Origin of the sequence: Bacteriovorax sp. DB6_IX, assembly GCF_000447775.1 — a bacterium.
Classification (GTDB): Bacteria; Bdellovibrionota; Bacteriovoracia; order Bacteriovoracales; family Bacteriovoracaceae; genus Halobacteriovorax_A.
Genome location: NZ_AUNJ01000402.1, coordinates 1 through 8543 on the forward strand (window position 1 = coordinate 1; position 8543 = coordinate 8543).

An 8543-nucleotide genomic window follows, 5' to 3' on the forward strand; every position below is an offset into this window, starting at 1 on the left:
CTTATATTCGAGAGCTGCAAGGCCAGTTGCAGGAAATGGGAATTGAATGTAATGATGAGGAGCTTTTAAGGAAATTAATTGAAAATAAAATGAAAATGGCCGGATAAACCGGCCTTATTTTTTTACCACTCTTGTGGGTAGTAGTATTTTAGCATTTCAGCATGAGGGCTTCCCTCTTTTGGATCATAACAGTAAGTAAACTTACATCTTCCCGGCAAAGAAATAAGAATAGAGTCAGTCCTCCCATTACTCTTTAAACCGAAGTGAGTTCCTCTATCATGTAACAGATTGAATTCCACATAGCGTCCCCTTCTATGTAATTGGAAGTCGACGTCTTCCTCTGTATATTCTTCGTTAACTCGCTTCTTTACAATTGGAAAATATGACCTAATAAATTGATTAGAAATCTCTTTAAACATGGCCAGGTCCTTTTCCATATCACCAGAAAAGAAGTGATCATAGAAGATCCCACCAACTCCACGCATTTCATTATTACGATGCTTATTTACAAAGTATTCATCACATTGCTTTTTCCAATCAGCGTAGAATCCATAAGGAGCACAGGCCTCTTTCCATACATTATGAAAGTAAGTGAAGTCTTCCGTATTCGGATAAAAAGGAGTCAAGTCTGCACCTCCTCCAAACCATACTTTATCACCACCACAAATCATTCTAAAGTTAGCATGACATGTTGGAACACGTGGGTTTGTTGGATGAATAATAAGAGAGATCCCCGTGGCCCACATCTCGGCTTTTGTGGCTCCAATCTGTTTAGCAAATTGCTCTGACGTCGCACCAAAAACTAGCGAAGTATTAACACCTGCATTTTCAATAACACTTCCTTGGAAAGCGCGAGTTCTACCTCCACCTCCAGGATTTCCAGCAGTGTCTAAGCGTTCCCAATTATCTTCATTCAGCTCAATCTCAGGATCAACCTCACGAAGGGCCTCTGTAATTTGATCTTGTAAGAGGCGCACATGGGCCGCGAATTCATCTTTAATTTTTGCCAGTAACTCTGAGTTGGCACTTGTTGTCATAGATTCACCTATTTTATTAAATTTATTTTCCACTTTGAGGTGGCCATGATATCAAATGCACCAAAACTTGTGAAATTATTATGGCAAAAACAATAAAGATATTTTTGATTTTGACTCTTATGTCTTCCCTCTCTTTTGCAAATAATGCAAATAGTGATTCTTTTTCACTGGGAGGACTTGAGAACTTAAAATCTCAACCAACAGAGCTTCCCGCTCTACCTAAAAAAGTTCAATACCAACGAAAGTCAAATTACTACTACACCTATATTGATAGAGAACATACTTTTGAAGAGAATATCAATAACCTGGCCGCAATCTATGCCGTCACTTGGGTTGTTTATCCTCTAACTCAACCATCTACGGTTAAAGAAAAAGGTTCTCTAGAAAATTATAGGAAGAATTTTGGTCAACTCGTTTTCGACAAGGACGAACCTTTTTGGAACTGGTTTGTTCACCCAATTTCGGGTTCACAGCTCTTTCTCTTTTATCGAGCACGAGGTTACAGCCGCTCAGATGCACTAACCATGTCGTTTATTTCTAGTACTCTCTTCGAATTTACAGTTGAGATTTATACTGAGCCGGCCAGTGTTCAAGACCTTTACCAAACCCCTGTTCTAGGTTCAGTGCTTGGACTTGGGCTTGAGAAACTCTCCCTCTATTTATTAAATACAGGAAATGTTCTTGGGAAAATTATTGGTCACGCAATTAACCCTTCAACTCTTTTTTGGTTTTATGAAGGAAAGGTAAAACTCATTCCACAAGTTGGAAAAGATAAGGCAGGTCTAAATGTTCACATTGATTGGTAGAATCTGTTTTGTCCTCTTTATCGCAATAATGGCCAAGAAATCATTTTCCTATGAAAACGATTTTGCTGTTAGGGCCGGTTTCTCCTATGCTCAATCAAGCTTCAATTCCCTTGAAGACAAGAGCTCCCCAACGGGAGAAGAAATTGATCGTGAGGACTCACGCTCATATGGTGTTCAAACATCATTCTCTTATAAGTGGGGAAGAATTTTAGGTGGTTTGGAGTCTCGTATTCTACTTGGGAATGCTGCTGATTTAGCCTTTAACGACGATAATCAAACGATTACGGGAGAAGGTTCAATTAGAACCGTCGATATTACTCCTTTTATTCAATTCAATACGAAGACTTTTAAAATTCCTGGGAAGATTCAACAATTCTTTACGGGAATCAATATTAGTCCATGGTTTGGTTATATGAAATTTGGTCCGTCTTGGATGATCCAGTCAATTGAACTCGATAAGTTCAACGTTGCAGAAGAATTTAGAGAAGACCATAAGCTGACTTATGAATCGATTGGCTTCAACCTAGCATTTGGAATTGAAGAAGACACACCATACAAGGATATGCATCCGGTCTTTCTTGAAATAAGTGGGGCCATTTATGAATCATTTAAAGTTAGTCTTGTTGATAAGAGTAATAGCCAGGAAATTAATATTCTAGGTAGTCGAGATGCGAAACAGGATATTAAAACCTTTACCCTTGTCTTAACAATCGGAATGATACTTTTTTAAGGAGAAGAAATGTCCAAGCAAACTTACTATCATAACCCAAGATGTTCAAAGAGCCGCCAAGGTCTTGAACTACTCGAAAACAATGGTGTTCAGCCAGAGGTTAAACTCTACCTAAAAGAAGGTGTCACAGCGACTGAGTTTAAAGAAATTGTTAAAAAAACAGGCCTTAAGCCACTTGAAGGACTTATCAGAGTTAAAGAGGCAACATTCAAAGAGCTAGAGTTAAAGGGACAGGATTTAAGCGTTGATCAGTGGGCCAAAGTTGTTAGCGAAAACCCAGTACTCTTAGAAAGACCAATCCTCGTCAATGGTGCTAAGGCCAAAGTAGGAAGACCACCAGAGGATCTTCTTCAAATAATCTCATAATCTCATTTCTTATATAAGATACTGAAAAGTGGTTAAAACCTGATGGGTTTTGACCACTTTTTAGGCCAAAACTCTCATCTCATCACCCCTCAATCTTTCATATTTCAACCAGTTGTCATCATCGTTAAAGTCAGCAGATATAATTGACGAATAGCTCAATGGGTTCGTTTATGAAGGATGAGGTAGCTAATGCTTAAGTTCAAAATACTGTTATTCACTCTTATTTTTAGCCTTGGCACGAGTGCTCTAGCGGCATCTAAAGGTGTTGCAAAAGTTATCAAAGCGCGTGGAAAGGTCTTCGAAGTCAATTCGAAGAAGAAATTAAAAAAGGGTGATTGGATCAAGGAAGGGGCAGAAATTCTGACTAAGAATAGAAGCTTTATAAAGCTCCTCTTTATCGATAAATCTAAAATGAGTCTTGGACCAAATTCCCAAATGGTCGTGACAAAATTCCCAAAGAAGAAGGCCGGTATTATCAGCCTCATGAAAGGGCAACTAAGATCCCAAGTTACAAAGAACTATATGCAAATGTCTGACAAAGAGAAATCAAAGCTCTTTATTAAAACAAAGACTGCTGCCATGGGTGTTCGTGGGACAGACTTTCAAGTTAACTTCAACGTAAGAAACCAAAATACTTCTCTTATTACCTTCGAAGGTGCCGTTGCCATGGGTGCAATTGGAGACTTGAGAAAGGGCTTAAGCCAAAAGAGATTAGAAAGTATTGTCTCTTCTCCTACTGCTGTAATGGTTAGAAGAGGACAATTCTCAGGGGTAATGCCAAATGTTGATACAAAACCTCTGGCCCCGATTAAGTTGAATAAGAAGCAGCTAAAGGCCCTAGAAAGTAATGATGGGTCTAAGACAAGCTCAACATCAAAAAAAGGTAAACCAGCAAAACTAGCAACGAGAAGTATTCTTCCTCCAGGTGTGGAAGGTGAAGAGTTCGCAGGAGCTGGTAAGAAAGAGATTCTAGAAGAGATGGCAAAGATCGATGGGGGTCTTTCTACAATAGATCTTGATGAAAATGGTGATGATAATAATATTGAATCACAAGACTATGCAGGAAACACAAAGCTTAACGACGGCGGCCTAATTGATACGGAGAATGTTCTGTATATTGCGCCTCCAAAAGATGCGGCAATTGATCCTATTACAAAAGAGCCAATTATTCCTCTACACTTTGGAAAAATCAATCCTGTCACAGGATTATATGAAAATGACTACTACAAACTAGATCCCAAGGGTGATTGGACGGCACTTCCTCAAGAAAAGGACAGATCTCCTGCCTCAGATGATGAAAAACCGTTGGCGCCTCCGCCACCTCCTCCACCTCTGGAGCCACCACCACAGGATGCTCCACAGTTTGACCCGCTCGAGCCACCGCAGCTCCCTCCGCCACCGGACCGGGAACCAGATGTGGAAATAAATCCTCAGCTGGAGAAGAAAACTCGAGTGAAATTTATCTTCAACAATCAGTAGAAAATAAAATAAGCAAAAGTGGAGCGCTAAGCTCCACTTTTTATTTCCTCTCTCTTACCATCTTTAAAATTTTCCCTCTTCAAGGCATAATATTAAATAATTATTAAAGACTTACCATGCAGAAATAATGCATCGACAAAGGACTGTTGAATTGAAGAAGTCAGTACTAGCTTCACTTATTATCCCTACCCTTTTTCAACTAAATATTCATGGGGCCGACCTCAAAGCTATTTACCAAAAACTAGAACGTGGTGAATACGAGGATGTTATCTCATCTCTCGAATTATCAAAATCAAAAGACAAGAAATTCTTGGCCACCAAATTCTATCTCATAGGACTTAGTCACTCTCGACTCCAAGACTTTAGTGAGGCCATTATTAATTATAAAAAGGCCATCTCTTTTGGAAGTCAGGCCAAAGACATCTACTACGAAGTCGGACAAGGTCTTTATGCCCTTAATGAGCTAGACCAAGCAAGAAAGGCATTCTTTAGATCAGCGAAGCTAGACTATCAAAGAGCTCAGTCCTATTACTATATCGCTCATATTTCCCAACTCTTAGATGAGCACAAGAATGCAAAAACATATTTTTCGAAAATTCTCAGTGAAGATAATGCAAAAGATGACTTAAAACAGATTGCAAGATTTCAACTCTCAGAGAGTCTTTTACATATGGCGAGAGAAAAAGATGAGACAACGATCTACGTGAAGAAATATATTCTTCCGCAATTAGAGGTTGCTCATAAGATGAATACTGAAAGCCGTACGGGAAAAGATATATTTAAAAGAATCAAGGAAATTCAAAAAGAGTTTGGGCTCGACCCGAATCTCCTAGTAAATGGTAAAAGAATTCCAACCAAGAAGATCAACGCGGCCTTCTCGCAATCATTTACTTATGATAATAACTTTACCCTCTCAAATGACCTTCCTGGAAATATTCAGACAAAGAGAGATACATTTATTTTCACAACGTCTGCAAGTGCTGACTATACCAAAGTTTTTAAAAGGCGCTATATCATTACTCCAGCGATTGATCTTGAGACAGAAAGCCATGGAGATAGAGAAAACTCTGATGTTTACTCAAGTGATAGTTATACAATAACACCATCAGTTGATATTCGTTTTGCTCATAAACTCTTTGCGAAACCTGCAGAGTCTATTTTTAATTTGAGCTATGAGTACAAGGCCAAAGATAAGGATGGGATCAAAGAAAAGTCTTTTAATAATAGAACTATTGGTATCGATATTGGAGAGAAGTTTAATTACTTTAAATATGGTGGGACAACTGTCAAACTTGGTTTTGATCAGTTTAAGGCCTACGATACTGACCTAAACTTCGACAAGACAGCTCTCTCAATAGACCAACTTGCTTATATCAATGGAAAGATTTATCTACTCTTTTTTCAAACTGATAAATCTGACTATTACAATGCTGTCGAGAATTCGACTAAGAGTACAATTTTGAGATTTGACTTCATTTATCCAGAGCTCTTCCCAAAGATTAATATTAATCTGGCCCTGTCCCAAACATGGCTAGCTTATGATGATGAAACGAAAGATGCCCAGCGTGGCGTTGAGACGACAACAGAGCTTATTACAAAATTCACAAAGACTGTTTCAAAATATGTGAGTGCAGACTTTGAATATACTTATTCAAAGAACAGCTCTGATCTCGAAGATAGTAGCTATACAAAGCATGAAACATCTTTTCAACTAAACGTTAATTACTAAGGCATCCCATGGAACGGTTTGTAAAATATCTCGGAATCTTTTTCATTGTAGCATTCTCCGTGCTCAGTGTTTATCAATCACTTGTTTTTAGAAGCCTTCCACCATGGAGCCCCCAGAAAAAATACTTTGCCTATAGTTCATTCTTCGAAGACCGTTTCTTTGATTATAGAATGTTAAAAACTATCGATCCGAATAAAATTGATCAAAGATTAGTTCTTGCAGATATTGACGATTATTCAATTAAAGCTCTTGGTTCGTGGCCGATCCAAAGAAGTCACTGGGGCTCACTAATTAGAAAGCTCAAAATTTATGGGGCAAAGATTGTGGCCTTTGATGTTTTCTTCTCAGAGGAGTCACAAACTTGTAATGGCTTTAATCCTGATAATGACCTGGCAAAGGCGATTGAAGAATTTCATGAAGTTCCAAATAACAGAGTTATCCTTCCCTACAACTTAAAACTTGCCGGAACAGAGGATATTCCTCAAACACCTGAAGACCTCTATGCCTTTGCGATGACAGCAAAAACTGGTGGAGATGCTTATGAGCTTGTCTCAACAAAAATTTCAAATGCAGTGTACCCTATTCAAAAGCTTATTGATGCTGAACCCTCACTTGGTTATATCGAGGCCAGCGCTGATACAGATGGAATCATACGACACTACAAGGTAGTCTCTAATATCTACGACGATATTTATGTCCCATCTTACGGACTTAGTACTTACCAACATTTTGTTGGAGAGATGGATGAGGATGAAGACTCTGATGAGATGAATCTTAGTGATGACTCAAAGAAATTTCAATCTTTCATTGACCTCTCTGTACTTGGAGAGCCGGCGCTGGTAACAGAAAAAGGCCGTGTCTATCTTAATGATCTAGGAGAGACAAAGATCCGTTGGTCAGGAGGAATTGGAAACTTCCCGAGGGCCTCTATTTATGACATTATTTCTAAATCAGATGATGATCCAGAGATGCATAAAATGTTTAAGAACACTGCTGTCTTTGTCGGTGCATCGGCCTTTGGAGCCTATGACCTAAGACATACTCCAGTTGATTCTATGCTGCCTGGAGTTTACTTCCATATGAACTTTGTAAAAATGCTTCTTGATGGAAAGTTTCTAAGACCATTTGCAGAGTCTGTTAAGATGTCATGGATTCTCCTTATTCTATCTGTTGGTCTCCTACTACTTGTTCAGCTTAAAGATAATCCGATTTTGGATATTCTGACTGTTTTGGCCATCATTGGAGGAACTTATATTTATGATACTTACTATCTCATTCCTGATGGGTATGAAAATAGACTATTCTTTTGCTATTTTGCACTTATAGGTTGTTATTCTTGGAACACTTTTGTGCATTTCTATATGGCCAATAAAGATAAGACCTTTCTTAAAAATGCATTTGGTAACTATATTTCACCAGAGCTTATTTCAGAAATGTATGAATCTGGGGAGCCACCAAAACTAGGAGGAGACTCTGGTGTTAGGACGGCCTTCTTTACAGATATTCAAGGGTTCTCAACCTTCTCTGAAAAACTTTCGGCCACGCAATTGGTTGAATTGCTTAATGAATATCTAACGGCCATGACAGATATCTTACTAGAAGAAAAAGGGACGCTTGATAAGTATGAGGGCGATGCGATTATTGCCTTTTTTGGGGCACCAATGCCACTTGAAGATCATGCTGCGAGGGCCTGTCGAGTTGCCCACAAGATGCAGTTAAAACTGCTAGAGCTCAGAAAGAAATGGGTTTCAGAGGGTGATAAGTGGCCAACTATAGTTCATGAAATGAGAATGAGAATTGGTATTAACTCAGGTGAGATCGTGACGGGAAATATGGGATCGTCATCGAGGATGAACTATACAATGATGGGAGATGCTGTAAACCTCGCAGCTAGACTTGAAGAGTCAGCGAAACAATATGGTATCTTTACTCAAGTTGCAAAAGAAACAGTGGAACTATGTCCTAAAGAATTTATCTGGAGAGAGCTTGATACAATTCGAGTCGTTGGGAAATCAGTCCCTGTAACTTCTTATGAGCTTCTCTACACAAAGGACGATGCTCCAGAGCTTGAGAAGAAGCTCTCAGTCCTCTTTGAAGAAGCTTTAAAGCTCTACAAAGAAAAGAGATGGGATGAAGCCCTAGCTGTCTTCAAAGAGACTTTAGAAATTGAATATGAAAGATTCCCATTACTAAAAGGAGTCAAAACTAATCCATCAGAAATCTATATTAAAAGATGTGAAGAATATATTCAAAATCCTCCTCCTCACGATTGGGACGGAGTCTTTACTCTAACTTCTAAATAAAAAAGGCCATCAGATAACTGATGGCCATATTTTTCATCTAAAAAATAAACTATGCAGCTCGATTTCCGTTAACGAGTGACATCACCTCATCAC

The 8543-nt window shown here is 38.8% G+C and carries 7 protein-coding genes; 6 read left to right on the top strand and 1 reads right to left on the bottom strand.

The window, feature by feature from the left end:
* Positions 1-122 precede the first annotated feature (122 nt).
* Positions 123-1037 (bottom strand): oxygen-dependent coproporphyrinogen oxidase, encoded by a 915-nt coding sequence (hemF, locus tag M901_RS12720; RefSeq protein WP_021278616.1) that lies wholly within the window; start codon positions 1035-1037, stop codon positions 123-125.
* A gap of 80 nt (positions 1038-1117) precedes the next feature.
* On the opposite strand from hemF, the gene M901_RS12725 reads away from it, so the two are divergent.
* The 6 genes from M901_RS12725 to M901_RS16685 all read left to right on the top strand — a co-directional run bounded on the left by M901_RS12725 (position 1118) and on the right by M901_RS16685 (position 8450).
* Positions 1118-1843 (top strand): DUF3943 domain-containing protein, encoded by a 726-nt coding sequence (locus M901_RS12725; protein WP_081653458.1) that lies wholly within the window; start codon positions 1118-1120, stop codon positions 1841-1843.
* Complete coding sequence (locus tag M901_RS12730; protein ID WP_021278614.1) at positions 1824-2573, top strand: hypothetical protein; 750 nt, start codon at positions 1824-1826, stop codon at positions 2571-2573. The genes M901_RS12725 and M901_RS12730 overlap by 20 nt, the downstream gene beginning before the upstream one ends.
* 9 nt (positions 2574-2582) lie before the next feature.
* Positions 2583-2939, top strand: coding sequence for an arsenate reductase (glutaredoxin) (gene arsC / locus M901_RS12735; protein ID WP_021278612.1), 357 nt, complete (start codon positions 2583-2585; stop codon positions 2937-2939).
* A gap of 189 nt (positions 2940-3128) precedes the next feature.
* Entirely contained in the window at positions 3129-4418 is a 1290-nt protein-coding gene (locus M901_RS17290) for a FecR domain-containing protein (protein ID WP_021278610.1), read from the top strand.
* A gap of 151 nt (positions 4419-4569) precedes the next feature.
* On the top strand, positions 4570-6147 hold the full coding sequence (locus M901_RS12745) for a tetratricopeptide repeat protein (protein ID WP_021278615.1): 1578 nt from the start codon (positions 4570-4572) through the stop codon (positions 6145-6147).
* Positions 6148-6155: 8 nt separating this feature from the next.
* Positions 6156-8450, top strand: a complete 2295-nt coding sequence (locus tag M901_RS16685) for an adenylate/guanylate cyclase domain-containing protein (protein WP_081653459.1) — start codon at positions 6156-6158, stop codon at positions 8448-8450.
* The last annotated feature ends 93 nt before the right edge of the window (positions 8451-8543 follow it).